Genomic DNA, 25495 nt, shown 5'->3' on the forward strand with positions numbered 1-25495 from the left:
GGTTTGCCATGGACATCACTGCCTTGTCGCTGCCGCCGTTGACTGGAACCGGCGAAGTTGTCACTTTTTATTCCTACAAGGGCGGGACCGGGCGCACCATGGCCCTGTCCAATATCGCGGTGTTGCTGGCGCGTCAACAAAACGCCACCACCCCGGTATTGATGATCGATTGGGACCTGGAGGCGCCGGGGCTGCATCACTATTTCGACCACCACGAGGACAAGCCGGGTGTTCTGGAGCTGTTCGAGGCTTGCCGTGAGCAACTGGCGCGCCGCCGCAAGGGCGCCGCCGCGCTGGACGGCGACGAGCTGGCGCGGGAGGTGCTGGCCGCCGTCGGCTGGGAGCAATATGTGAGCCGGGTTGACCAGGGCAGCCAGTTGTACCTGATGCGCGCCGGCCGCTTCGACGACAGCTACGGCGAGCGTCTGGCTGCGATGCACTGGGACGAGCTGTTCAACAGTTGCCCGGCCTTGTTCCGCTGCTTCGCCGATAATCTGGCGCGGTATTTCCGTTACGTGCTGGTCGATTCCCGCACCGGCCGTACCGACAGCGCCGGCATCTGCACTACCCTGTTGCCGCGCAAGCTGGTGGTGGTGTTCACGCCTAACCGGCAGAGCCTGGAGGGCGTGCAGGCCCTGGTCACGCGCGCAACCGCCTACCGCCGCAGCCACGAGGATGAACAGCGGCCATTGATGGTCTATCCTCTGCCATCACGCATCGAAATGAGCGACAGTGTGCAGCGCGCCCAGTGGCGGCGCGGCGACCAGCAACAGCGCATACAGGGCTACCAGCCGATCTTCGAACAGCTGCTCAGTTCCTGTTACGGCATGCCGCAGATGTCGCTGGAGAGCTATTTCGACGAAGTGCAGCTGCAACAGACGCGCACCTTCGCTTACGGCGAGCAGTTGGCGGTGCGGATCGACCAAGGCGGCGACCGCTTCTCGCTGACACGTACCTTCGAAGCCTTGCTGGACTGGCTGGCCGGAGGTTATTTCCCATGGCAATCGAGCCGCGAGATCCATCTGCTGGCCTCCATCGGCGATTCCCGCCGGGCGTTGGACGAGGGCGGCGTGCGCGCGCTGTCGCAACCGCTGGCGCGCGACCTCAATCTGCTGGGCGAGCTGTATCGCCGCGATGGCCGGCTGCGTCAGGCGCTGACCTGTTTCGAGGAAAGCATGAGCTTGCGCCAGCGAGGGCTGAGCGAAGACCACCCCGACACGCTGGCGAGCAAGAGCAACCTGGCCGGCGTGCTGCGCCTGCAGGGGCAGCTGGACGAGGCGCAGTTCCTCGAAGAATGTATTGTCGAGGCGCGCACGCGGCTGCTCGGGCCGGAGCACCTCGATACGCTGGCGGCGCGCGCCAACCTGGCCGCGACGCTGACCCAGCAGGGGCGCCCGGCCGAGGCGCTGACCATCATGGACGCGGTGCTGGAAGTTTACTTGCGCTTGCTGGGCCCGGAACACTTGCTGACGCTGGCCTGCAAAGCCGACCGGGCCGACATCCTGTTCCGGCGCGGCGACAGCGAGCCGGCCCGCGCGGCGCAGGAGCAGGTGCTGGCCGCCCGCAAGCGGCTGCTGGGCGCCGAGCACGCCGACACCTTGCGCAGCAAGACTGCGCTGGCGTGCACCTTGCTGCGGATGCAGGAGCTGGACGCCGCCAGCAGCCTGTTCGACGCCGTCTATCAGGCCCAGCTCCGGCGTCTCGGGCCGGATCACGCGGATACCCGCAAGGCGCGCGCGCAACTGGCCGACGTGCGCGCGCAGCTGGGCGGCCCGGTGGTTGGCCGGATCGGCGAGCCGGTGCTGGTGCCCGAGCTGCATCAGGACGTGGCCATGGCCGACTACGGCGACGCCTTGTCCCGGCAGCCCCGCCCGCGCAGCGGCCGCCACCCGAGCGACCTGTGGACCCGCGCCACCGAGGAATTGATGGCGCTGGACGGTCATTTGTCCGTCGGGAGGCCGCCGTCGCGCTAGCGTAAATTTATCTGGTTCGGAGGCGGCCGGCACGCGCAGCGAGGCCATTGCTTCAGGTAAAATCTCCGTATGAGAATCCTGATCAGTAATGACGACGGCTACCTGGCGCCGGGCATCAACGCGCTGGCGCAGGCCCTTGCCCCCATCGCCGACATCGTGGTCGTGGCGCCGGACAGCAACCGCTCCGGCGCCTCCAATTCCCTGTCGCTGGACCGGCCGCTGTCGGTGCAGCAGGCGGCCAATGGTTTCTATTTCGTCAACGGCACGCCGACCGACTGCGTGCACGTCGCGCTGACCGGCATGCTGGACTACAAGCCGGACCTCGTGGTGTCCGGCATCAACAACGGCCCCAACATGGGCGACGACACGCTGTACTCCGGCACCGTCGCCGCTGCCACCGAGGGCTATCTGTTCGGCATCCCGGCCATCGCCTTCTCGCAGGGCGCCTACGGCTGGGAGCACATCGACGACGCGGCCCGTCATGCGCGCGACATCATCCAGCGCTATTATGGATCCTTGCCGGCGCCGTATCTGTTGAACGTCAATATCCCGAACCGGCCCTATGATCAGCTGACCGCGCCGGTCGCCACCCGGCTGGGCCGGCGCCACCAGGCCGAGCCCGTGATACGGGCCACGGATCCGCGCGGCAAGGAAATCTTCTGGATCGGTCCGCCGGGCGCGACCAAGGATGCGGGGGAGGGCACGGATTTCCATGCCTGCGCCCAGGGACGGACCTCGATCACGCCGCTGCAGATCGACCTGACCCACAAAACTCAACTCGATGCACTGGCAAAGGCCCTGGCATGACCGACAAGAACCGTAGCTTTCCCCTCCCGCTATCCTCGGTAGTCGATAAGGGGGCCAAGAAGGCGACGGTGTTCGCGCCGGTGGCCACGCCGCAGACCGCCACCCAGAACGCGGCCCGCCATGTGCCGCCCCAGCACGGTTATTCCAATGCGCGGCCGGTGGCGGCGCCGTCCAAGTCGCACAGCTACGCCATGGAGCGGGCGCAGCCGGTGCCGGTCCAGGCGCCGCGCGGCAATCCGCTGGTGTCGGACGCGGTGCGCCGCGCCATGGTGCAGCGCATCGCCAAACAGGGCGTCAAGGACCCGGTGGTGCTGGGCGCGATGGAAAGCGTGCCGCGCCACATGTTCATGGACGAGGCGCTGGCCTCGCAGGCCTACATCGACGCCTCGCTGCCGATCGGCCACCACCAGACCATCTCCCAGCCCTACATCGTGGCGCGCATGATCGAGGTGATGCGCAACGGCGGCCCGCTGCAGCGGGTGCTGGAGATCGGCACCGGCTGCGGCTACCAGGCGGCGGTGCTGTCCTGCGTGGCGCAGGAGGTGTATTCGATCGAGCGGATCAAGCCGTTGCACGAGCTGGCCAAGGCCAACCTGCGCCCGCTGCGCGTGCCGAACCTGCGTTTGCATTACGGAGATGGTATGCTTGGCCTGCCGCAAGCGGCCCCGTTCGACGGTATCATCCTGGCCGCGGCCGGCCTGGAGGTGCCACAAGCACTGCTGGAACAGCTGACCATAGGCGGCCGTCTGGTGGCGCCGGTGGGCGCCCGCGCGCAGCACCTGGAATTAATTACACGCACCGGCAAGGCGGAGTGGGCCAGCGTTACGCTGGAAGATTGCCACTTCGTCCCGCTGCGTCCGGGCACGATATGACGTGCCCGTACCCTTAGACTAAGATGAGAATGACAAACAAAAGTAACTTGCTCGCATTGAGCTTCGCGCTTGCTTTATTGAGCGCTTGCACCACCACCCCGAATCAGGCGCCGGTTGTCGACCGCAGCCCTCCGCCGCCAGTCAAGCCCGCCACCCCCAGCGAAACGGCGCAGATCGCCCGCGACGAGCGCGGCCTGTACACGGTTAAAAAAGGCGACACGCTGATCCGCATCGCGCTGGAATACGGCCAGAACTACCGCGACCTGGTGACCTGGAACAACCTGTCCAATCCGAACGACATCAAGGTCGACCAGGTGCTGCGCGTGTTGCCGCCGGATAGCGCATCGAACGGCGTGCAGACCGGCGCCATCGTCATGCCGCCGGTGGACAAAACGCCGCCGCCACCGCCGGTGGTCAAGAAGACCGAGCCGAAGGGCGAGAAAAAGCCGTACTCGGAGAGCGCGCTGGCCGAGCTGCAACGCGCCGACGGCAATGGCAACGGCAAGGCTGAAGCCAGCGTCAGGCCTGCCCCGGCGCCGTCGCCCGCCGTGACGGCCGCGCCGCCTGCCGCGGCTGCGGTTGCCGCCAGCGCCGAGGATGAAAAACTGAGCTGGATGTGGCCGTCCGAAGGCCGTGTCGTCGCCACTTTCGACGAAGGCAAGAACAAGGGCGTGGACATCGCCGGCAAGGCGGGCCAGCAAGTCGTGGCTGCCGGCGCCGGAAAAGTGATGTATGCCGGCAGCGGCATCCGTGGTTATGGTAATCTCGTTATTGTGAAGCACAGTAATAGCTTGTTGTCGGCCTACGCCCACAATCGCACCATTGTGGTCAAGGAAGGCCAGAGCGTGAACAAGGGACAAATGATTGCCGAGATGGGCGATTCCGATGCCGATTCCGTCAAGCTGCACTTTGAAATCAGGCAGCAAGGCAAGCCGGTCGACCCGTCCAGATTCCTGCCTAACCGGTAGCTGAGCCATGACACAGACGCCGCACGATTCGATGGATGACGACTCGGCCCCGGACGAATTCCCGGACGAGAGCAATGATGATGTCGCCATCGAATCCGCGGATGGCGAGGCCGGGGCCGTCGAGCCGGGCGCGGTGCTCGAAAGCGTCGACGAACTGAAAAAAGTGCTGGCGGCCGAGCTGTCGACCGACACCACCCAGCACTACCTGAACCAGATCGGCACCCGGCCGCTGCTGACGGCGCCGCAGGAAGTGCACTACGCCACGCTGGCCAAGGCCGGCGATTTCTCCGCCCGCCAGACCATGATCGAGCACAACTTGCGGCTCGTGGTCTCCATCGCCAAGCACTACATCAACCGCGGCGTGGTCCTGCTCGACATGATCGAGGAGGGCAACATCGGCCTGATGCGCGCCATCGACAAGTTCGAGCCGGAGCGCGGCTTCCGCTTCTCCACCTACGCCACCTGGTGGATACGCCAGAGCATCGAGCGCGCCATCATGAACCAGGCCCGCACGGTGCGCCTGCCGGTGCACATGGTGCGCGAGCTGAACCAGATCCTGCGCGGCAAATACCACCTTGAAGCCCAGCACCACAACGGCAAGGACGCCACCGCCGAAGACATCGCCGAGCTGGTCGGCCGGCCGGTGGAGGAGGTGCAGGACATCCTGGCGTTGTCCGAGCACGCCACCTCGCTCGATGCGCCGCTGGACAACGATCCGCAATCGTCGCTGATGGACATGCTGCCCGGCGACGCCGAGGACAGTCCGGACGCGCGCGCCGAGCACCACGAAATGACGCTGCTGGTGCGCGACTGGCTGACCAAGCTGCCGGACAAGCAGCGCATCGTCATCATGCGCCGCTTCGGCCTGGACAACGACGATCCGGCCACGCTGGAAACGCTGGCCGAGGAGATGGGTGTCACCCGCGAGCGCGTGCGCCAGATCCAGCAGGAAGCGCTGGTCAAGCTGAAACGGGCCATGGCCGCGCGCGGCGTGGTGCGCGATTCCCTGCTGTAGTCTCTTCCCATTCTGCTATCATGTCGGCCCCGGCCATCGTGCGCCGGCGCTAGCCATTCCCTTTTTGAATTGAACGTTATGCAAGAAAATACTATCTTCATCAAGTCGCTCGATATGGACGCCCGCGGCGTCGGCCATCTGGAAAATGAAGACGGCTCCCAAGGCAAAGTAGTGTTCGTCGAAGGCGCCTTGCCGGGAGAGACGGTCCGCTTCACCACGTTCAAGAAGAAGAAAAACTGGGAAATGGCGCGCATGGACGAACTGCTGCGCGAATCGCCGATGCGCGTGACGCCCAAGTGCCCGCACTTCGACATGTGCGGCGGCTGCTCCATGCAGCACCTGGAGCCGACCGCGCAGGTGGCGATCAAGCAGCGCGTGCTGGAAGATAACCTGCAGCACATCGGCAAGGTGCGCCCGCTGACGGTGATGCGCCCGATGTACGGCCCGACCTGGGGCTACCGCTACCGCGCCCGCCTGTCGGTGCGCCACGTGGCCAAGAAAAATACCGTGCTGGTCGGTTTCAAGGAAAAGCGCTCGATCTTCGTGGCTGACATCCAGAGCTGCCAGATCCTGCCCAAGCACGTGTCGGACCTGCTGCTGCCGCTGCGCGCGCTGATCGGTTCGCTGACCCTGTTCGACCAGGTGCCGCAGATCGAAGTGGCGATCGGCGAGGGTGTGACCGCGCTGGTGCTGCGCATCATGTCGCCGCTGGGCGCCGGCGACGACGTCAAGCTGAAGGACTTCGCCGACCAGCACCAGGTGCAGTTCTGGCTGCAGACCAAGGGCCCTGAAACGGCGGCGCCGTACTACCCGCTGGGCCCTGAGCTGTACTACCTGCTGCCGGAATTCGGCATCAAGATGCCGTTCAAGCCGGTCGACTTCACGCAGGTGAACCATTACATCAACCGCGTGCTGGTGGCCAAGGCCCTGCGCCTGCTGGAAGTGCAGCCGGAAGACCGCGTGGCCGACCTGTTCTGCGGCCTGGGCAACTTCACGCTGCCGCTGGCCACGCAGGCACGCGAAGTGGTCGGCATCGAAGGCGCGACCTCGCTGACCGAGCGTGCGCTGGACAACGCCAAGGCCAACGGCCTGTCCGACAAGACCACCTTCTACACCCGCAACCTGTTCGAGGTGACGGCCGACGACCTGGTCGCGCTCGGCAAGTTCGACCGCATGCTGATCGATCCGCCGCGCGACGGCGCCATGGCGCTGAGCGAAGCGCTGGTGGCGTTGAGTCAGACCCGCGCCGACCTGCTGCCCAAGCGCATCGTCTACGTCTCGTGCAGCCCGTCCACGCTGGCGCGCGACGCCGGCATCCTGGTCAACGCCGGCTACGTGCTCGACAAGGCTGGCGTGGTCAACATGTTCCCCCACACCTCGCACGTCGAATCGATGGGCGTGTTCAACCTCGCTTGATCCCAACGATTGCGCAATAAAAAAAGCCGGCGCTGGGCCGGCTTTCGATGGGGTGGCTGCTACGCTTAGTCGCGGCTGCCGCCGAAGATGCCCAGCAGGCGCAACAGGTTGACGAAGATGTTGTACACGTCCAGGTAGATGTTCAGCGTGGCGCGGATGTAGTTGGTCTCGCCGCCGTTGATGATCTGCTGCACGTCGTACAGGATGTAGGCCGAGAAGATTGCCACGGCGATCACCGAAATCACCAGCGACATGGCCGGGATGTGCAGGAAGATGTTGGCCAGCGACGCCAGCAGCAGGACGATGACGCCGGCGAACAGCCACGTGCCCATGCCCGAGAAGTCACGCTTGGAGACGGTGGCCACGGTGGCCAGCACCGCGAACACGGTGGCCGTGCCGCCGAACGCCGTCATGATCAGGAAGGCGCCGTTGGTGTAGGAGCGCAGCGTGAACGACAGGATAGGCGTCAGCATCAACCCCATGAAGAACGTGAAGCCCAGCAGCAGGGCCACGCCCACGCCGGAATCCTTGTTCTTTTCGATGCCCCAGATGAAACCGAAGGCGACGGCCAGGAACAGCAGGGTCATCAACCCGCCGCCCAGTGGCAACTGCAGGCCTACCCCCAGCACCGCGCCAAAAATGGTCGGCACCATGGACAGCGCGAGCAGCCAGTAGGTGTTGCGCAGCACAGCGTGCTGGACCGAGCGGCTTCCCGCCAGGTCGTAGGTGTTTTGCATATTGTTCATAAAGAACCTCCTTCAGAGTGATTCGAATACCGCTTGCCAAAAGCATAGCACGCCGGGGTAAAAATGCGCAAAATTGCCCCCGATACCCGCTTAAAGATGGCTTAATCTGGCCATCCTCCCAATATTTACCCGCCTGGGCGGCAAATATGGCCGGTCTTGCAAGCTTATCTATGCCTGATTCTCGGTATATGGGGTGTTCTATGGTAAAATCAAAGGTTGATTGAGTTATCAATTTTGTTTTAAACCTTTCTTTTTATTGGAGTTTTTTAAATGGCAATCGAACGCACCCTGTCGATCATCAAACCAGACGCAGTCGCTAAAAACGTAATCGGCCAAATCTACAGCCGTTTCGAAGGCGCTGGCCTGAAGATCGTTGCCGCTCAGATGAAGCAGCTGTCGCGTGAAGAGGCCGAAGGCTTCTACGCCGCTCACAAAGAGCGCGGTTTCTTCAAGGACCTGGTTGACTTCATGGTCTCCGGCCCAGTCATGATCCAGGCCCTGGAAGGCGAAAACGCAGTTCTGAAGAACCGCGAACTGATGGGCGCCACCGATCCTAAGAAAGCAGAAAAAGGCACCATCCGCGCCGACTTCGCTGACTCGATCGATGCCAACGCTGTTCACGGTTCCGACGCTGTTGAAGCTGCTGCTGTTGAAATCGCTTACTTCTTCGGTAAGTAATTTTTTGTAAGACCACCGTTTCCGCCGCCTTGTACAGCGCGTGCGGAAACGGAATTTTCTAGAACTGTTTTGAACCTGAATATGAACGCTACTTCGACCAACTTGCTGGACTTCGATCCCGCGCAGCTCATCGCTTATTGCGCCGAGTTGGGAGAGAAGCCGTTCCGCGCCAAGCAACTGCAACGCTGGATCCACCAATTCGGTGCGTCGGATTTCGACAGCATGACCGATCTGGCCAAGTCGCTGCGCGACAAACTGAAAACCCGCGCCCACGTCACGGCGCCCGCCATCATCAGCGACCACACGTCCACCGACGGCACCCGCAAATGGCTGGTCGACGTCGGCAACGGCAACGCGGTTGAAACCGTGTACATCCCGGAAGAAAACCGCGGCACGCTGTGCATCTCCACCCAGGCCGGCTGCGCCGTCAACTGCCGCTTCTGCTCGACCGGCAAGCAGGGCTTCTCGCGCAACCTCACCGTGGGCGAGATCATCGGCCAGCTGTGGATGGCGGAGTTCGAACTGCGCCGCACCAAGGGCATCGAGCCCGGCCCGAAGGGCGAGCGCCAGATCACCAACGTGGTCATGATGGGCATGGGCGAGCCGCTGCTGAACTTCGAGCCGACCGCCACCGCGCTCAAGCTGATGTTGGACGATAACGCCTACGGCCTGTCGCGCCGCCGCGTCACGCTGTCCACCTCCGGCGTGGTGCCGATGATGGACAAGCTGTCGCAGGAAGTGCCGGTGGCATTGGCCGTCTCGCTGCACGCGTCGAACGATCCGCTGCGCGACAGCCTGATCCCGCTGAACAAAAAATATCCGCTCAAGGAGCTGATGGCCGCCTGCAAGCGCTACCTGGAATTTGCGCCGCGCGACTTCATCACCTTCGAGTACTGCATGCTCGACGGCGTCAACGACTCCGACGAGAACGCCCGCGAACTGCTGGCCCTGGTGCAGGACCGCGAGTTCGGCGTCAACTGCAAATTCAACCTGATTCCATTTAATCCGTTCCCGGAATCGGGCCTGCTGCGCTCGAAGAACCCGCGCATCAAGGCCTTCGCCCAGATCCTGGTCGACGGCGGCATCGTCACCACCATCCGCAAGACGCGCGGCGACGACATCGACGCCGCCTGCGGCCAGCTGGCCGGCGAAGTCCAGGACCGTACCAAGGTGGCCCAGCGCATGGAGAAGATGGCCGAATACCAGCAAAAATTCGGCGCCAACTTCGGCAAGATCGTGGAGATCCGTTCCTGATGACCTTCCTGGTGCAGCGGAGCCGGCTCAGTCTCGCCGCCTTGTGCGCGGCAGGGGCGCTGGCTGGCTGCGCGTCGCCGGGACCTGAACGCGGCAAGAGCGGCCAGGCCGAGCTGGCGACGGTGTCCGACCAGACCGCGGCCCAGCGCAAGGTCGACATCCGCATGCAGCTGGCGGTCGGCTACTACGAACAGGGCCAGTACCCGTTCGCGCTGGACGAAGTCAAGCTGGCGCTGGCCGCCGACCCGAATTACGCCGACGGCTACGGCATGCGCGGCCTGATTTACCAGGCCATGGGCGAGACCGCGCTGGCCGAGGACAACTTCGTGCGGGCCCGCAAACTGGCGCCGGCCAACCCGGATTTGGCCAACAATTACGGGTCCTTCCTGTGCCAGACCGGCCGGGTGGCCGAGGCCTTGCCGCTGTTCGACGCGGCCCTCGCCAACCACGCCTACCGTTCGCCGGCCAACGCCGCGAACAATGCCGGTTCCTGCGCATTGAAGATCAAGGATTACGCCAGCGCGGAGCGTTATCTGCTGCAAGCCTTGCAGTTGACGCCCGACCTGCCGGCCACCAACGCCAATCTGGCGCGGGTTTATTTTGAAAAGCGCGATTATATCCGCGCCAATTTCTTCATTACCCGTCTGAACAAGGTGGCAAAGATGGAGAGCCTGACGGCCGACGTGCTGTGGCTCGGGATTAAGGTGCAGCATAAGCTGGGCGACACCGGTGCGGAAGCTGGCTGGGCGACGCAATTGCGCCGCCACCACCCCGGTTCGGCCGAGTATGCTGCTTATCAACGTGGGGCGTTTGATGAGTGAAACAGGGATACCAATGAATTCAGAGTGGGCAGAACCGCCAAAGGACCAGGGCAGCAGCCTGGCCACGCCCGGAGCACAACTGGCGGCCCAGCGCGAAGCGATGGGGCTGACGGTCGAACAGATTGCCGACCAGCTGAAACTGGCGCCGCGCCAGGTCAAGGCGCTCGAAGCGGGCGACTACGCCGCGCTGCCCAACATGGCCGTGGTGCGCGGTTTCGTGCGCGCCTACGCCAAGGTCGTGAAGATCGACGCCACGCCGCTGGTGGCGATGATCGAAGTGATCTCGCCGACCAGCCATGAAGCGGCGCCGCCGCGCAAGGAAATCGCGGCCACCTTCACCGAGTCGCGCTTCCCGTCGATGACCGGCCGTTCGTCGACGCCCACCGCATGGCTGGTGGGCGCAGCGGCCGTGGTGGTGGTTGCCGCCGCCGGCGCGTACGCCTACCAGGCCGGCCTGATTCCGGCCACGCTGTTCCAGCGCGCGGGCAAGGAAGCGCCAGCCAGCGCGGCCGCCGAGGCGTCCAAGCCTGCCGAAGCCGCCGTCGCGCCGATCGAGACCACGCTGGTCAAGCCAGGCCAGGAGACCGCGCCGTTGCAGTCGCCAAGCGTGCCACTGATTTCCGTGCCGCCGCCTGGTGGGACCAGCAACGACGCCGCGCCGGCCGCCGCGCAAACGACGCCGCCGGCCGCCGCACCAGCGCCCGCACCGGTAGCTCCGGCTCCGGCCGCGCCGGTGGCACAGGTATCGCCACCAGCCGCCGCACCGGTGGCCGCCAGCGGCAACCAGCTGGTGCTGAAGGTAACGCAGGATTCGTGGGTGGAGATCCGCCGCCCAGGCACCACGCCGCTGATTTCGCGCCTGGTGAAAGCCGGCAGCACCGAGACCTTCGACATCAAGGACCCGGCGCTGCTGATCGTCGGCAAACCGGGCGGCGTGGAAGCGACGCTGGGCGGTGCGCCGCTGCCGCTGCCGCCGGTCGCCGGCGGCACGATCTCGCGCGTGAACATCAAATAAGTTAAACGAGTACGAATAGAACGATCATGTCTTCAACGCAAACAGCTATTCCTTCGGGACCATCGAATCGCCGCGCCAGCCGCAGCGTGCTGGTTTCGCACGGCCAGCGCAAGATCTGGGTGGGCGGCGACGCCCCCGTGGTGGTGCAGTCGATGACCAATACCGACACCGCCAACGTGATCGAGACCGCCATCCAGATCAAGGAACTGGCGCGTGCCGGTTCGGAGCTGGTGCGCCTGACGGTGGACCGTCCCGAGGCCGCCGCCGCCGTGCCGTACATCCGCGAGCAGCTGGACAAGATGGACATCGACGTGCCGCTGGTCGGCGACTTTCACTACAACGGCCACACGCTGCTCAACGAATATCCCGACTGCGCCAAGGCGCTGTCGAAGTACCGCATCAATCCGGGCAACGTCGGCAAGGGCGCCAAGCGTGATACGCAGTTCGCGCAGATGATCGAAGTGGCCGCGCGCTACGACAAGCCGGTGCGCATCGGCGTCAACTGGGGCAGCCTGGATCAGGCGCTGCTGGCCCGCATCATGGACGAAAACGCCGGCCGCGCCGAGCCGTGGTCCGCACAGGCGGTGATGTACGAGGCGCTGATCACCTCCGCCATCGAGAACGCCGTGCGCGCCGAGGAACTGGGCCTGGGCCGCGACAAGATCATCCTGTCGTGCAAAGTCTCGGGCGTGCAGGATTTGATCGCCGTGTACCGCGAACTGGCCAAGCGCTGCGACTATCCGCTGCACCTTGGCCTGACCGAGGCGGGGATGGGCAGCAAGGGCATCGTCGCCTCGACGGCCGCGCTGTCGGTGCTGCTGCAAGAGGGCATCGGCGACACCATCCGCATCTCGTTGACGCCGGAACCGGGCGGCGACCGCACCAAGGAAGTGGTGGTCGGCCAGGAGATCCTGCAGACCATGGGCCTGCGCAAATTCACGCCGATGGTGATCGCGTGCCCGGGTTGCGGCCGCACCACCTCGACCACCTTCCAGGAACTGGCCGACAACATCCAGACCTATCTGCGCGACCAGATGCCGGAATGGAAAAAGACCTACCCGGGCGTGGAGGCGATGAACGTGGCCGTGATGGGCTGCATCGTCAACGGCCCCGGCGAATCGAAGCATGCCAACATCGGCATCAGCCTGCCGGGTACCGGCGAATCGCCGGCCGCGCCTGTGTTTGTCGACGGCGCCAAGTTCGCCACGCTGCGCGGTGAGCGCATCGTTGAAGAGTTCCAGGAAATCGTGCTGAATTACGTTAAGAAGAACTACAGTAAAGAATATGTCCAAAACTGAAAAAATCACCGCCGTCAAAGGCATGAACGACATCCTGCCGACCGACTCCCATCTGTGGCAGCTGTTCGAGAACACCGCGCAATCGGTGGTGCAGAGCTACGGCTTCCAGCAGGTCCGCACGCCCATCGTGGAAAACACCGCGCTGTTCTCGCGCGCCATCGGCGCCGTGACCGACATCGTGGAAAAGGAAATGTACTCGTTCGAGGACTCGATGAACGGCGACAAGCTGACCCTGCGCCCCGAAGGCACGGCCGGCGTGGTGCGTGCGGTGATCGAGCATAACCTGGTCTACGAAGGTCCGAAGCGCCTGTGGTACACCGGCCCGATGTTCCGCCACGAGCGTCCGCAGCGCGGCCGCTATCGCCAGTTCTACCAGTTCGGCTGCGAAGCGGTCGGCTTCAACGGCCCGGACGTCGACGCCGAAATGATCATGATGTGCCGCCGCCTGTGGGATGACCTGGGCCTGGAAAACATCCGCCTCGAACTGAACTCGATCGGCGACGCCGAAGAGCGCGCGCGCCACCGCGTCGACCTGATCGCCTACCTGGAAAAGCACGAGGACATCCTCGACGCCGAAGCCAAGCGCCGCCTGCACAGCAACCCGCTGCGCATCCTGGACACCAAGAACCCGGCGATGCAGGAGATGGTCAACGCCGCGCCGAAGCTGCTGGAGTACCTCGGCGAGGAATCGCTGGCCCACTTCAACGGCGTGCGCAAGATCCTCGACCACAACAACATCCCGTACGTGATCAACCCGCGCCTGGTGCGCGGCCTCGATTACTACAACCGCACCGTGTTCGAATGGGTGACGGACGCACTGGGCTCGCAAGGCACCGTGTGCGCCGGCGGCCGTTACGATCCGCTGATCGCCTCCTTCGGCGGCAAGCCGACGCCCGCCGTCGGTTTCGCGATGGGCATCGAGCGCCTGCTGGAGCTGATGAAGGAAGCCGGCGAGCCGGACGCGCCCGACCAGTGCGACGTCTACCTGGTGCACCAGGGCGAGGCCGCGCAGCTGCAAGCGTTCGTGCTGGGCGAGCGCCTGCGCGACGCCGGCCTGGACGTGGTCATGCACGCCTCGACCGCGAACGGCCCTGGCAGCTTCAAGACGCAGATGAAGAAAGCCGACGGCAGCGGCGCGACCTTCGCCGTCATCATCGGCGAGGACGAAGTGGCCAACCACACCGCCAGCGTCAAGGCGATGCGCGGGGAAGAGGGCGCCCAGCAGCAGTCGACGGTGCCGTTCGACGACGTCGTCGATTTCGTGGTCGACCAGATCACCGACAGCGGCGACCATCACCACCACGTGCACGACGAGCATTGCAATCACTAAGCCGTTTTTTTATAACCTATAACGAGTAGACGAACTGACATGGCATACGATCTCGAAGAACAAGAACAAATCGCGACCCTCAAGGCGTGGTGGGACAAATACGGCAACCTGACCTCGTGGGTGCTGATTGCCGGCCTGGCCGCGTATTCGGGTTTCGTCGGCTGGAATAAATACCAGGGCAACCAGGCCGCGCAAGCGTCGGCGCTGTACGACGAGGTGCAGGCTGCGGTGGAGGCGAAGGACAACGCCAAGGTGCTGCGCGCCGCCGGCGACATGGAGAGCAAATTCGGCGGCACCGCCTACGCCGCGATGAGCGCGCTGACGGCGGCCAAGAGCAGCTTCGAGGCCAACGACCTGAAATCGGCCAAGGCCCAGCTGCAATGGGCGGTGGAACACGGCGGCGACGAGTTCAAGGCGGTGGCCAAGGTACGCCTGGCTGGCCTGCTGCTGGACGAGAAAGCCTACGACGAAGCGCTGAAAGTGCTGGCCGGCGAAGTCGCGCCGCAGTTCGCCGGTTCGGTGGCCGACCGTAAGGGCGACGTGCTGGCCGCGCAGAACAAGCTGACCGAAGCCCGCGCCGCCTACCAGGCAGCGCTGGAAGCGACCGACAAGAAGAACCCTGGCCGCCAGCTGATCCAGCTGAAACTGGAAGCCATCGGCGGCTCCGTGCCGGCCGCCAAGGACGCAGCATAACCCACCGTCATTCCCGCGCAGGCGGGAAGCCATGTTGAGCATATTCAGCATGGGCCCCCGCTTTCGCGAGGGCGACGATGTCCGTAACGATCAAGGTTGAAAATTTATGCGTATTACCGAAAAAGTTATTGCTGCAAGCGTGTTTGCGATGTTGGCCGGTTGTTCCTTGTTCTCGTCCAAAGATACCAAGAACCAGCCGGCGCCGCTGGTTGAACTGAAGGGCGGCGTCACGCCCAAGACGGTCTGGAAATACTCGATCGGCAAGGCCGGCACCGCCGTCTTCACGCCGGCGCTGGTGGGCGACAGCCTGTACGTGGCCGACGCCGACGGCGCGCTGGCGCGCCTGAACGTCGCCACCGGCAAGGAACAATGGCGCGTGCGCACCGGCTCCGACCTCACGGCCGGTGTCGGCAGCGACGGCGAAGTGATCGTGGTCGGTGGCGTCAAGGGCACCATCCTGGCGTTCGACGCCAACGGCAAGCCGCTGTGGAAAGCCCAGGCGACCAGCGAAGTGCTGTCGTCGCCGGTGGTGGGCGGCGGCGTGGTGGTGGTGCGCAGCGTCGACAACCAGATCACCGCGTACGAAGCCAAGACCGGCGTCAAACGCTGGACCGTGCCGCGCGTGACGCCGGCTCTGACCCTGCGCAACGCGCCGGGCATGGTCATCAACGGCCCGAATGTGTACGTGGCCCAGCCGGGCGGCAAGCTGCTGTCGCTGACCCTGGCCACCGGCCTGTCGCGCTTTGAAGTGGTGGTCGGCGAACCGCGCGGCGCCACCGAACTGGAACGCGTCACCGACATCGCCGGCACGCCGGTGATCCTGGAAAAAGATGTCTGCGCCGTGTCCTACCAGGGCCGCGTGGCCTGTTTCGACGCCCAGACCGGCGCGCCGCACTGGAGCAAGCCTGCTTCGTCCGACGTCGGCGTGGCGGTGGACCAGCGTTTTGTATTCGTCTCCGACGACAAAGGCGAAGTTGCAGCCTACAGCCGTGAAAACGGCAGCAACGCCTGGAAGAACGACAAGCTGGCCTACCGCCGCCTGTCGACGCCAGTCTCCTACGGCCGCGCAGTGGCCGTCGGCGACTACCAGGGTTACGTCCATCTGCTCTCGCGGGAAGATGGCGCACTTATAGGTCGCGCCGCGACCGATGGCAGCCCGATTCAATCGGACCCTGTCATCGCCGGCACGAATTTGATTTTCCAAACCCAATCAGGGACAGTGACCGCTCTCGCGGTCGAGTAAAAAATGAAGCCGGTAATCGCACTAGTGGGTCGACCCAATGTAGGGAAATCGACCTTGTTCAATCGTCTGACCCGCTCGCGCGATGCGCTGGTGGCGGACTTGCCTGGGTTGACGCGAGATCGTCACTATGGCGAGGGCCGTGTCGGCGAACGTCCCTTCCTCGTCATCGACACGGGCGGCTTCGAGCCGGTCGCCAAGGAAGGCATCATGCATCAGATGGCGCTGCAGACCAAGCAGGCCGTGGCCGAAGCCGACATCGTCGTGTTCCTGGTCGACGGCCGCCAGGGCCTGACGCCGCATGACAAAACCATTACCGACTTCCTGCGTAAAAGCGGCCGTCCGGTCATGCTGGTCGTGAACAAGTCGGAAGGCATGCGCTACACCGCGGTCGTCGCCGACTTCTACGAGCTGGGACTGGGCGAGCCATACTCGATCTCCTCGGCGCACGGCGACGGCGTCGCCGACCTGGTGGAGGAGGCGCTGGACCTGGCCTTCGCCCAGCGTCCGGAAGATCCCGAGGAACTGGAAAAGACCGACCACGGCATCAAGATCGCGCTGGTCGGCCGTCCGAACGTCGGCAAGTCCACGCTGATCAACACCCTGGTGGGCGAAGAGCGCGTGATCGCCTTCGACATGCCGGGCACCACCCGCGACTCGATCGAGATTCCGTTCGAGCGCGAAGGCAAGCAGTACACGCTGATCGACACCGCCGGCATCCGCCGCCGCGGCAAGGTGTTCGAGGCGATCGAGAAATTCTCGGTCGTCAAGACGCTGCAATCGATCTCGGAAGCGAACGTGGTCGTGCTGATGCTCGACGCGCAGCAGGACATCTCCGAGCAGGACGCCCACATCGCCGGCTTCGTGCTGGAGACCGGCCGCGCGCTGGTCATCGCCGTCAACAAGTGGGACGGCCTGCGCAGCGACGAACGCGATGAAATCAAGATCGACATCGACCGCAAGCTGGACTTCCTGTCCTTCGCCAAGATGCACTTCATCTCGGCGCTGAAGTCGCAGGGCATCGGCCCGCTGATGAAGTCGGTGGACGCGGCCTACGCCGCCGCCATGTGCAACCTGTCGACGCCGAAGCTGACCCGCGCCCTGATCGAGGCCGTGGAGAAGCAGGAGCCGCGCCGCAAGGGTTCGATCCGTCCGAAGCTGCGCTATGCGCACCAGGGCGGCATGAATCCGCCGGTGATCGTCATCCACGGCAATGCCCTGGATGCGGTCGGCGAGCCGTACAAGCGCTATCTGGAAAAGCATTTCCGCGACACCTTCCAGCTGGTGGGCACGCCGCTGCGCATCGAACTGCGCACCGGTAAAAATCCATTCGCAAAAACACAGTCGAAATAAGCGGTTTTTTTTGCAGGTGTGCCCTGCAAAAAAGGCAAAAACAGGTTACAGTGGCTTAGAAGCACCATTCCCGGCTTGGCGAACGGTGTTTCAGCGAAAATTGTTTGACTTTCGCTGGGCCACGTACTTGAAATTAAGCGTTTCGCCTCCAATTCCAACACAACAACATAAAATGGAGCTGTTATGAGCAACAAAGGGCAACTGTTACAAGACCCATTCCTCAATGCCTTGCGCAAAGAGCATGTTCCTGTCTCGATCTACCTGGTCAACGGCATCAAGCTGCAGGGCCATATCGAATCGTTCGACCAGTACGTCGTACTGCTGCGTAACACCGTGACCCAGATGGTCTATAAGCACGCCATCTCCACCGTGGTACCGGCACGCGCCGTCAACCTCAACATTGAATCCGACGCGGAATAAGCGCTTGCAACACCGCTTCTTTTCAACTCACCCAGCCTTGACCGTCGTATGCGCGCAGCCCTAGTCGGTATCGATTTCGGTCAAGGCGACTTTGCCGCCAGCGTCGAGGAACTGAACCTGCTGGCCCGTTCGGCAGGTGCGGAACCGGTGACGACGATCACGGCCAAGCGTTCCTCACCGGACGCCGCCTATTTCGTCGGCAGCGGCAAGGCCGACGAGATCGGCCTGGCCGTGCAGGATCACCGCATTGAAATCGTCATCTTCAATCACGCCTTGTCGCCTGCCCAGCAGCGCAACCTGGAAAAGCGCCTGAACATCCGGGTGCTGGACCGCACCAGCCTGATTCTCGACATCTTCGCCCAGCGCGCCGCCTCCCACGAGGGCAAGCTGCAGGTGGAGTTGGCCCAGCTGCAGCATCTGGCCACGCGCCTGATCCGCGGCTGGACCCACCTTGAGCGTCAGAAGGGCGGTATCGGTTTGCGCGGCCCTGGCGAGACGCAGCTCGAGACCGACCGCCGATTGATCGGCGAGCGGGTCAAGGCCCTGCGCGCGCGCCTGGACAAGCTGCGCAAGCAGCATGAAACCCAGCGCCGCTCGCGCGGCCGCAGCCAGACGTTCTCGGTGTCGCTGGTCGGCTATACCAATGCCGGCAAGTCGACGCTGTTCAACGCCGTCACCAAGGCCGGGGTTTATGTCGCCGATCAATTGTTCGCCACGCTGGACACCACCTCGCGCCGCGTCTACATGGGCCAGGAAGTGGGCAACGTGGTGATCTCGGACACGGTCGGTTTCGTGCGCGAGCTGCCGCACCAGCTGGTGGCGGCGTTCCGCGCCACGCTGGAGGAGACCATTCATGCCGACCTGCTGCTGCACGTCGTCGACGCCTCGTCGCCGGTGCGCATGGAGCAGATCGAGCAGGTCAACCTGGTGCTCAAGGAAATCGGCGCCGATCATATCCCGCAGATCCTGGTGTGGAACAAGATCGACGCCGCCGGGCTGGAGCCCTCGGTCGAGCGGGATGAATATGATAAGATTTCCCGCGTTTTCCTCAGCGCGCGCACCGGTCAAGGACTGGACCTTTTGCGCGGCGCCATCGTCGAATGGGCCAAGAGCGCGCCGGGTGCCCGGCTCAACCAGGCCTACGACACCGGCGAGGAAACCGACCAAGAAGCAGGCGAAGAAGCAGCGGAGCCGGATAGCAGTCCCACCCTTACTCATGTCGGATCACACTAATGCGTGTCTCGTCACTTATGAAACGTCTCGGCTTGAAGCTGTCGCTGAACGATCCCCGCTGGGGCTCGGACAAGCAGGACCGCAAGCCGCAAGCCAATGAAGGCAAGAAGCCCGGCGAAGGGCCGCCCGACATGGAGCAGCTGTGGCGCGATTTCAACCAGCGCCTGAACAGCTTCTTCGGCCAGAAGAACCGTCCCGACGGCAACGGCGGCGGTAGCAATGGCGGCGGCCGTCCCGACCTGGCCGGCATGCGCGCCACCGCCGGCGCGATCGGCGCGGTGATCGCGCTGATCTGGCTCGCCAGCGGCTCGTTCATCGTGCAGGAAGGCCAGACCGGCGTGGTCTACACCTTCGGCAAGGTCAGCCACACCACCGGTTCCGGTTTCAACTGGCGCTGGCCGTATCCGTTCCAGAGCGACGAAACCGTCAGGGTCTCGCAAATGCGCATGGTGGAAATCGGCTACCGCAAGGACCTCAAGAACAAGCAGCCGCGCGAATCGCTGATGCTCACCGATGACGAGAACATCATCGACATCCAGTTCGCCGTGCAGTTCAAGCTCAAGGACCCCGTGGCCTGGCTGATGAACAACCGCGACGAAGAGGAAACCGTGCGCCAGGTGGCCGAGACCTCGATCCGCGAAATCGTCGGCAAGAACAAGATGGACTTCGTGCTGTACGAGGGCCGCGACAAGGTCGCCCTCGAAACCCAGCAGCTGATGCAGCACATCCTCGACCGCTACGCCTCCGGCGTGCTGGTCTCGAACGTGACCCTGCAGGCGGTGCAGCCGCCCGAGCAGGTGCAGATCGCCTTCGACGACGCCGTCAGGGCAGGGCAGGACCGCGAGCGCCAGAAGAACGAAGGCCAGGCCTACGCCAACGACGTGATCCCGCGCGCGCGCGGCAGCGCCTCGCGCCTGCTGGAGGAGGCCGAAGGCTATCGCTCCATGATCACCGAGAACGCCACCGGCAACGCCTCGCGCTTCAAGCAGGTGCTGGCCGAGTACCAGAAGGCGCCGGGCGTCACCCGCGACCGCATGTACCTGGAGACGATGCAGCAGATCTTCTCCAGCGCCAGCAAGGTGATGGTCGACGCCAAGTCCGGCAGCAACCTGCTGTACCTGCCGCTGGATAAATTGATCGCCCAGGCCGCGGCCACCGACAGCGCCGCCGCTGCGGCCCGCGCCGCCTCGCAGGCTGCCTCCTCGCCGTCGTCGTCCGCGCTGCCGGCCGAAGTGATGCCGCAGGTGGAAGTCAGTCGCCAGCGCGATTCACGCGCCCGCGATGCCTTACGTGAACGGGAGGGTCGTTAATGAACCGCATAGCCAGTACCCTCATTGCGGCCTTTGTCGCGTTCCTGCTGCTGTCGTCCACCATGTTCGTGGTCGACCAGCGCAAGTACGCCATCGTGTTCGCGCTGGGCCAGATCAAGGAAGTGATACGCGAGCCGGGCCTGCATTTCAAGCTGCCGCCGCCGTTCCAGAACGTGGTCTACCTCGATAACCGCATCATGACCATCGAGACCCCGGACGCCGAACGCTTCATCACGGCCGAGAAGATGAACATCCTGGTCGACAGCTTCGTCAAGTGGCGCATCGGCCGTGCCGAGAACCAGCCCAAGCTGTACTACGTGACCTTCGGCGGCGACGAGGGCCGCGCCCGCGACCGCATGTCGCAGATCGTCAAGGCGGCGCTGAACGAGGAAATCACCAAGCGCACCGTGGGCGAGGTGATCTCCGGCCAGCGCGGCAAGGTGATGGAAGCGATCCGCTCCAAGGTGGTGGCGGAATCGGCCCAGATCGGCGTTGAGATCATCGACGTGCGCCTCAAGCGCGTGGAGTATGTCGAGCAGATCAACAACTCGGTGTACGAGCGCATGAAGGCCGAGCGCACCCGCGTGGCCAACGAGCTGCGTTCGACCGGTAACGCCGAATCCGAGAAGATCCGCGCCGACGCCGACCGCCAGCGCGCCGTGATCCTGGCCGAGGCCTACCGCGACGCCGAGCAGATCCGCGGCGAGGGCGATGCCAAGGCCTCGGCGATCTACGCCGAAGCGTTCGGCAAGAACCCGGAGTTCTACAAGTTCTACCGCAGCCTGCAGGCCTACCGCGAAACCTTCAAGAACCACGGCGACGTGATGGTGATGGATTCGAGCTCGGACTTCTTCAAGTACTTCAAGAGTTCCGGCGCCGCCGGCCCGGCCGCCGCTCCCGCCAAAAAATAAGTTGTATAGCCATTTCCGCCCAGGGCGGGAATGGCTACTCCCGTATCTTTTTCCCCTCCCGCAACGCATTTTCGCGTAAAATATCAGGTTCGGCCTTCCGCTTCACGGGCCTCGGCGCGTGCGCCACATTGTTCATTTTTAAACTGCCTCCCCATGCCGAATTGGCTTTTGCCTGAGAATATCGCCGACGTTTTGCCGTCGGAAGCACGCAAGATCGAAGAGTTGCGTCGTCTGATGCTGGATAATTTCCGTCTGTACGGATATGAACTGGTGATGCCGCCGCTGCTGGAGTACCTGGAGTCGCTGCTGACCGGCGCCGGCCAGGACACCGATCTGCGCACCTTCAAACTGGTGGACCAGCTGTCGGGCCGCATGCTCGGCCTGCGCGCCGACATGACGATCCAGGTGGCGCGCATCGACGCCCACCTGTTGAACCGCGCCTCGGTCACGCGCCTGTGCTACGCCGGCAGCGTGCTGCATACCCGTCCGTCGGGCCTGCACGCCACCCGCGAGCCGCTGCAGATCGGCGCCGAGATCTACGGCCACGCCGGCCTGGAGGCGGACGCCGAGATCCAGGAACTGGCATTGGCCTCGCTGGCCCTGGCCGGCTTCACCGAAGTGCGGCTGGACCTGACGCACGTCGGCGTGCTGCGCGCCATCCTGGAGTGCGACGCCGCCGCCAAGAGGGACGAAGCCCAGCTTTACCTGCTGCTGCGCGCCAAAGACGTGCCGGGCCTGCAGGCGCTGACGCAAGATTATTCGCCGGCCGTGCGCGACGCGCTGCTGGCGCTGCCGAACCTGTACGGCGACGTCGAAGTATTGAAGCGCGCACGCGAAGTGCTGCCGGACCTGCCGGGCATCGCCAAGGCGCTGGCCGAGCTGGCCGCGCTGGCGGCATCCGCCATAGACCGCGCCGAAGTCGCGATCGACCTGGCCGACCTGCGCGGCTACCAGTACGAAAGCGGCGCGATGTTCGCGCTGTACGTGCCGGGCCTGCCGAACGCGGTGGCGCGCGGCGGCCGTTACGATCACGTAGGCGAGGCCTTCGGCCGGGCACGTCCCGCCACCGGCTTCTCGCTCGACCTGCGCGAACTGGCGCGCCTGTTGCCGACCGCGGAGCGCAAGCATTCGATCCGCGCACCGTGGGGCAACGCGCCGGAGTTGAAGGAAAAAATCGCCGAACTGCGCAAGTCCGGCGAAGTCGTGATCCAAAGTTTGCCGGGTCACAGCAACGAGCTGGACGAGTTCGAGTGCGACCGCGCTCTGGTACTCGACGATAATGGTAGCAACTGGATTCTTAAAAACTTAGGTTAGTGTGATGTCAAAGAAAAACGCAAAAAACGTCGTCGTCATCGGTACCCAATGGGGCGATGAAGGTAAAGGCAAGATCGTCGACTGGTTGACCGATCATGCACAAGGTGTGGTCCGCTTCCAGGGCGGCCACAACGCCGGCCACACGCTGGTCATCGGCGGCGTCAAGACCGCGCTGCAGCTGATCCCGTCGGGCATCATGCGCCCGGGCGTGGCCTGCTACATCGGCAACGGTGTGGTGGTGTCGGTGCCGGACGTGCTGCGCGAAATCGACAAGCTGGAAAAAGTCGGCGTCGAAGTCGCCTCGCGCCTGAAGGTGTCGGACGCCGCGCCGGTGATCCTGCCTTACCACTCGGCGCTGGACCTGGCCCGTGAAGCCAAGCGCGGCGAAGCCAAGATCGGCACCACCGGCAAGGGCATCGGCCCGGCCTACGAAGACAAGGTCGCGCGCCGCGCGATCCGCGTCGCCGACCTGCTGAACGAAAAGCGCTTCGCTGAAAAACTGGCCGAGAACCTGGACTACCACAACTTCGTGCTGGAAAACTACCTGAAGGCGCCCAAGGTCGACTATCAGAAGACGCTGGAAGACGCGCTGGCCTACGTGCCGCGCCTGCGTCCGATGGTGACCGACGTGTCGAGCGCGCTGTACGCCGCGCACAAGGCCGGCGCCAACCTGCTGTTCGAAGGCGCGCAGGGCTCGCTGCTGGACGTCGACCACGGCACCTATCCGTTCGTCACCTCGTCGAACTGCGTGGCCGGCAATGCCGCCGCCGGCGCCGGCGTCGGTCCGAACATGCTGCACTACATCATGGGCATCACCAAGGCCTACACCACCCGCGTCGGCTCCGGCCCGTTCCCTTCGGAACTGCCTACCGATGCAGGCGTCGGCCATCACCTGGCGCAAGTGGGCCACGAATTCGGCACCGTGACGGGCCGCGCCCGCCGCTGCGGCTGGTTCGACGCGGCGCTGCTGCGCCGTTCGGTGCAGATCAACGGCGTGACGGGCATGTGCCTGACCAAGCTGGACGTCCTGGACGGCCTGGAATCGCTGAAGCTGTGCACCGGCTACACCATCGACGGCGTGGCCGTGGACATCTTCCCGTCCGGCGCTGAAGAAGCCGCCCGTTGCGTGCCGGTGTACGAAGAAATGCCGGGTTGGACCGAAAGCACCGTGGGCGCCAAGTCGCTGGCGGCGCTGCCGGCCACCGCCCGCGCTTACATCAAACGTATCGAAGAGTTGGTCGGCGTGCCGGTCGACATGGTTTCGACCGGTCCTGATCGTGAAGAAACGATCGTGCTGCGTCATCCATTCGAGTAACTGGGTAACAAAAGGAATCAGTCATGACGACGACCCCACAAAGCAATGAAAAACACCTCTGGGTCACCTGGGATGAATACCACCGCCTGATCGAGCGCCTGGCGCTCAAGGTGCACGAGTCGGGCTGGAAGTTCGACCAGGTGCTGTGCCTGGCGCGCGGCGGCGTGCGTCCCGGCGACGTGTTCTCGCGCATCTTCGACGTGCCGCTGGCGATCCTGTCGACCAGCTCGTACCGCGAGGAAGCCGGCACCGTGCGCGGCGACCTGGACATCGCCAAATACATGACGATGACCAAGGGCCCGCTGAGCGGCCGCATCCTGCTGGTCGACGACCTGGCCGATTCGGGCGTCACGCTGGTCAAGGTGATGAAGCACCTGAAGGAAAACTTCGATGGCGTGACCGAAGTGCGTTCGGCGGTGATCTGGACCAAGGGCAGCTCGGTGTTCAAGCCGGACTACCAGATGGAAGAACTGCCGCACAACCCATGGATCCACCAGCCGTTCGAAGACTACGACGGCATCCGCCCGCACCAGCTGGCGGCCTGGATCAAGAAGGGCGAGAGCGGCAACTAAGCTGTTTTGTTGCTCTGCAGAAAAGCGGCCACTGGCCGCTTTTTTCATTTGTCTGTTCTGGACAACGAATAAATACTTTTGAGCAATAAAAGTTGCAAATTCGTTCTCTTACATGTGCAAAAAGAAATGCCAATAGGATATTTTGTGTTATGATGACTTCAAGTTTGGAAGTCGCGCCACGTCATTTAGCTGGGCAAGCAAATTTCCCTGTCAAAAAATAATCTGAATTGGAACATTTATGAATCTGAATAAAATTGCACAAGCTCTGTTCGTGGCCGGCTGCCTCGTTTGCGCCACCGCATCGGCAGCAACCCAAACCTTCACCAGCAATGTCGTAGCCAGCACCCAGACCGACCTGGCCGCCGTGCTGAATTTCGCCCAGTTCGATGCTTCGCTGGGGACGCTGACCTCCGTTAAGTTTGATCTGTTCGCCGACGTGTCCGGCAAGGTTGACCTGAGCAATTACAACAATGACGCAATCACCGTTCCGGTCAGCCTGAGCGTGGACGTCTGGCTGAACCGTCCGGATCACAGCGCCCTGGTCCTGTTTTCGGCCCCGCTGCTGAACCAGGACGCGACCATCGACGGCAACGGCACACTGAGCCTGAACAACGCCTTCTCGATGTCGAACAGCGCCAGCTACAACGGCGCCGGCGACCTGTCGCTGTTCACCGGTAACGGCAACGTTGCCACGCTGTTCGCAGCCAAGGCGTACACCCAAGCCAACGGCGATGGCGTCGAATCGGACTTCCTGACCAAGGTCGGCGGCTACGGCAAGGTTACCTACACCTATACCGCCGCTCCAGTACCTGAACCAGAAACCTACGGCATGCTGCTGGCTGGCCTGGCCCTGGTAGGCGTTGCCGCCAAGCGCAAATCGCGCAAGGCCTGAGCCGCCCGATCACGATACGCTTGCCGATAAACCGGACCATACTACGGAT

General features: G+C 63.8%; 24 protein-coding genes. 23 read left to right on the plus strand and 1 reads right to left on the minus strand.

The genetic code is table 11. The annotated features are described in order from the left end of the window. Nucleotides 1–8: 8 nt before the first annotated feature. The 6 genes from GTP90_RS10400 to rlmD all read left to right on the plus strand — a co-directional run bounded on the left by GTP90_RS10400 (nt 9) and on the right by rlmD (nt 7051). Nucleotides 9–1973 (plus strand): KGGVGR-motif variant AAA ATPase, encoded by a 1965-nt coding sequence (locus GTP90_RS10400; RefSeq protein WP_161083448.1) that lies wholly within the window; start codon nt 9–11, stop codon nt 1971–1973. A gap of 69 nt (nt 1974–2042) precedes the next feature. Continuing rightward, complete coding sequence (gene surE / locus GTP90_RS10405; RefSeq protein ID WP_161083449.1) at nt 2043–2780, plus strand: 5'/3'-nucleotidase SurE; 738 nt, start codon at nt 2043–2045, stop codon at nt 2778–2780. After that, complete coding sequence (locus tag GTP90_RS10410; RefSeq protein ID WP_161083450.1) at nt 2777–3652, plus strand: protein-L-isoaspartate(D-aspartate) O-methyltransferase; 876 nt, start codon at nt 2777–2779, stop codon at nt 3650–3652. The genes surE and GTP90_RS10410 overlap by 4 nt, the downstream gene beginning before the upstream one ends. A 29-nt stretch (nt 3653–3681) precedes the next feature. Further along, nucleotides 3682–4620 (plus strand): peptidoglycan DD-metalloendopeptidase family protein, encoded by a 939-nt coding sequence (locus tag GTP90_RS10415; RefSeq protein ID WP_161083451.1) that lies wholly within the window; start codon nt 3682–3684, stop codon nt 4618–4620. Between the two features lie 7 nt (nt 4621–4627). After that, nucleotides 4628–5635 carry an RNA polymerase sigma factor RpoS gene (gene rpoS, locus GTP90_RS10420; protein ID WP_117015800.1) on the plus strand — a complete coding sequence of 336 codons (1008 nt, stop codon included), beginning with the start codon at nt 4628–4630 and terminating at the stop codon, nt 5633–5635. Nucleotides 5636–5713: 78 nt separating this feature from the next. Further along, complete coding sequence (rlmD, locus tag GTP90_RS10425) at nt 5714–7051, plus strand: 23S rRNA (uracil(1939)-C(5))-methyltransferase RlmD (RefSeq protein ID WP_161083452.1); 1338 nt, start codon at nt 5714–5716, stop codon at nt 7049–7051. A gap of 65 nt (nt 7052–7116) precedes the next feature. Here the strand turns inward: rlmD and GTP90_RS10430 are convergent, their stop codons facing one another. Then, entirely contained in the window at nt 7117–7797 is a 681-nt protein-coding gene (locus GTP90_RS10430; protein WP_161083453.1) for a Bax inhibitor-1/YccA family protein, read from the minus strand. A 270-nt stretch (nt 7798–8067) separates the two neighbouring features. Here GTP90_RS10430 and ndk point away from each other — a divergent pair, with 270 nt between their 5' ends. The 17 genes from ndk (at nt 8068) to GTP90_RS36615 (ending at nt 25446) form a co-directional block, all read left to right on the plus strand. After that, entirely contained in the window at nt 8068–8475 is a 408-nt protein-coding gene (gene ndk / locus GTP90_RS10435) for a nucleoside-diphosphate kinase (protein ID WP_090314593.1), read from the plus strand. 81 nt (nt 8476–8556) lie between these two features. Continuing rightward, nucleotides 8557–9729: a dual-specificity RNA methyltransferase RlmN gene (gene rlmN / locus GTP90_RS10440; protein WP_161083454.1), complete on the plus strand. Its 1173-nt coding sequence runs from the start codon at nt 8557–8559 to the stop codon at nt 9727–9729. Continuing rightward, complete coding sequence (pilW, locus tag GTP90_RS10445) at nt 9729–10550, plus strand: type IV pilus biogenesis/stability protein PilW (protein ID WP_161083455.1); 822 nt, start codon at nt 9729–9731, stop codon at nt 10548–10550. The genes rlmN and pilW overlap by 1 nt, the downstream gene beginning before the upstream one ends. Before the next feature lie 13 nt (nt 10551–10563). Beyond that, nucleotides 10564–11565 (plus strand): helix-turn-helix domain-containing protein, encoded by a 1002-nt coding sequence (locus tag GTP90_RS10450; protein ID WP_161083456.1) that lies wholly within the window; start codon nt 10564–10566, stop codon nt 11563–11565. A gap of 26 nt (nt 11566–11591) precedes the next feature. Next, a complete protein-coding gene (gene ispG / locus GTP90_RS10455) occupies nt 11592–12863 on the plus strand; it encodes a flavodoxin-dependent (E)-4-hydroxy-3-methylbut-2-enyl-diphosphate synthase (protein ID WP_161083457.1) in 1272 nt (423 codons plus the stop codon). Next, nucleotides 12850–14193: a histidine--tRNA ligase gene (gene hisS, locus GTP90_RS10460; RefSeq protein ID WP_161083458.1), complete on the plus strand. Its 1344-nt coding sequence runs from the start codon at nt 12850–12852 to the stop codon at nt 14191–14193. The genes ispG and hisS overlap by 14 nt, the downstream gene beginning before the upstream one ends. A 39-nt stretch (nt 14194–14232) precedes the next feature. Next, nucleotides 14233–14886 (plus strand): YfgM family protein, encoded by a 654-nt coding sequence (locus tag GTP90_RS10465; RefSeq protein ID WP_161083459.1) that lies wholly within the window; start codon nt 14233–14235, stop codon nt 14884–14886. A 106-nt stretch (nt 14887–14992) separates the two neighbouring features. After that, nucleotides 14993–16129, plus strand: coding sequence for an outer membrane protein assembly factor BamB (gene bamB / locus GTP90_RS10470; protein WP_161083460.1), 1137 nt, complete (start codon nt 14993–14995; stop codon nt 16127–16129). Nucleotides 16130–16132: 3 nt separating this feature from the next. Then, entirely contained in the window at nt 16133–17479 is a 1347-nt protein-coding gene (gene der / locus GTP90_RS10475) for a ribosome biogenesis GTPase Der (protein ID WP_117013356.1), read from the plus strand. 183 nt (nt 17480–17662) lie between these two features. Continuing rightward, entirely contained in the window at nt 17663–17899 is a 237-nt protein-coding gene (hfq, locus tag GTP90_RS10480) for an RNA chaperone Hfq (RefSeq protein ID WP_117013357.1), read from the plus strand. A gap of 48 nt (nt 17900–17947) precedes the next feature. Then, nucleotides 17948–19132, plus strand: coding sequence for a GTPase HflX (hflX, locus tag GTP90_RS10485; protein ID WP_161083461.1), 1185 nt, complete (start codon nt 17948–17950; stop codon nt 19130–19132). A 17-nt stretch (nt 19133–19149) separates the two neighbouring features. Beyond that, a complete protein-coding gene (gene hflK / locus GTP90_RS10490; RefSeq protein ID WP_254451812.1) occupies nt 19150–20442 on the plus strand; it encodes an FtsH protease activity modulator HflK in 1293 nt (430 codons plus the stop codon). Then, on the plus strand, nt 20442–21353 hold the full coding sequence (hflC, locus tag GTP90_RS10495) for a protease modulator HflC (RefSeq protein WP_161083463.1): 912 nt from the start codon (nt 20442–20444) through the stop codon (nt 21351–21353). The genes hflK and hflC overlap by 1 nt, the downstream gene beginning before the upstream one ends. 153 nt (nt 21354–21506) lie before the next feature. Beyond that, a complete protein-coding gene (locus GTP90_RS10500) occupies nt 21507–22667 on the plus strand; it encodes an ATP phosphoribosyltransferase regulatory subunit (RefSeq protein WP_161083464.1) in 1161 nt (386 codons plus the stop codon). 4 nt (nt 22668–22671) lie between these two features. Continuing rightward, nucleotides 22672–23982 (plus strand): adenylosuccinate synthase, encoded by a 1311-nt coding sequence (locus GTP90_RS10505; RefSeq protein ID WP_161083465.1) that lies wholly within the window; start codon nt 22672–22674, stop codon nt 23980–23982. A 23-nt stretch (nt 23983–24005) separates the two neighbouring features. Further along, complete coding sequence (locus GTP90_RS10510) at nt 24006–24554, plus strand: phosphoribosyltransferase (protein ID WP_161083466.1); 549 nt, start codon at nt 24006–24008, stop codon at nt 24552–24554. Nucleotides 24555–24792: 238 nt separating this feature from the next. Beyond that, nucleotides 24793–25446 carry a choice-of-anchor E domain-containing protein gene (locus GTP90_RS36615; protein WP_161083467.1) on the plus strand — a complete coding sequence of 218 codons (654 nt, stop codon included), beginning with the start codon at nt 24793–24795 and terminating at the stop codon, nt 25444–25446. Nucleotides 25447–25495: the final 49 nt, after the last annotated feature.

The organism is Duganella vulcania (genome assembly GCF_009857655.1).
GTDB classification, from domain to species: Bacteria; Pseudomonadota; Gammaproteobacteria; order Burkholderiales; family Burkholderiaceae_D; genus Rugamonas; species Rugamonas vulcania.